At 40.7% G+C, this 1,325-nt stretch carries 1 protein-coding gene and 1 tRNA gene; both read left to right on the top strand.

The genetic code is table 11. From position 1 onward, the window contains the following. Positions 1-49: 49 nt before the first annotated feature. A complete protein-coding gene (locus tag RR876_RS16485; protein WP_279679416.1) occupies positions 50-565 on the top strand; it encodes a hypothetical protein in 516 nt (171 codons plus the stop codon). A gap of 489 nt (positions 566-1,054) precedes the next feature. Beyond that, positions 1,055-1,131: transfer RNA gene (locus tag RR876_RS16490), tRNA-Arg, on the top strand. Positions 1,132-1,325 lie beyond the last annotated feature (194 nt).

Below are 1,325 nucleotides of genomic sequence, written 5' to 3' on the forward strand. Positions count from 1 at the left end.
AAAGCGGCAAAGCGATTGAGCAAATAGAGAAGATGGTAGGGGATTTGGGATGACGGCAGCAGTAACGATTATGCAAGCGACGGATTGGTCGAAATACAGTTTTGAAGAATGGTGTCGTCAGCTTGGAGCTTGGATAAATGGCGATAATGAGACAATGGTGATGGTTGTTAAAACCATGCCAACAAAAAGAATAACGCAGCAGCAGCGTGAGCGGCTGCTTGCAATGTATATGTCTGATGAGACTCTGAGAGATCGCCTATGCGTACGCCGTAAAGGAACATGCTGCCAATTAGACTGCAATGAAGCACGTGCGATTCAAAAACTATTAATCGACCTTCAGTCTATTAATGATGAGGTGGTTCAAGAGTGGATAGGGGCTATCTGGTGGCATTACGTTATGGGTGAGTCTATTCGAGATATTGCTGTAAGTAATGACACATATGGTTCTCAAATTCAGCAAGATATCAAATGTGGTTTGGCTTTCATAAAATCACGTTACCCGCATTTTGTGATTGATAAATTTACAAAAGCGGTTGAGCTGAGTCAGGATAATGAATCCGCTTGACTGTAAATACAGGGTATGGCATATTTCTGTTATAGTGGACGAAGTTATAGTAATTCACTTGATTACCGTAAAAAGCTCATCGATTTTGGTGGGCTTTTTTAATGCCTTGAGAAATGTTCCGTGAAAGCAATATCAAGGCACCCAATGGCGGCTTAACTTTATTCGTAGTGGTTTAAATTTTAATGCCGCCACCCAGATTTTACATACATCAAAGCTCGGTGAAATGATCGAGCTTTTTTGTTGCCTGAAATTTGGCAACCATATCCTGTGAGTGTGCCAGCTTACAGAACATGCCTTGAGTAAATGCCTAAATGGTTTAGGCAATTCCAGCTAGGGCTTGGCAACCCGACCTTAAAGAGAATGAAAGCAAGTAAAGCGAACCGTGCATGTTAGGTTTGTGTGATTGTGAGTAGCGGTAGATCGGTTGCCGAGCTGATTAATATCGAATCTATAGGCAGGGTGTGGCAGATCACCACATCCTTTTTTTATGCGCCATTAGCTCAGTTGGATAGAGCATCCGCCTTCTAAGCGGATGGTCACAGGTTCAAGTCCTGTATGGCGCACCAAATTCTAATTAATTGGAATTACATCAAAATCAGATTAGTTGTGAATTAAACGTGATATTTATCAAAATATTACGAAATAAACTGATTGATTGAATATCAAATACCGAGTAATTTTTCTATTAGTTAGATGAAGTTATACATCATCTAACTGAGCGAATCGATTGACACTCGGAAAGACGAGAAGTACCACAAAT

The organism is Acinetobacter sp. (assembly GCF_036666595.1).
GTDB lineage: Bacteria > Pseudomonadota > Gammaproteobacteria > Pseudomonadales > Moraxellaceae > Acinetobacter.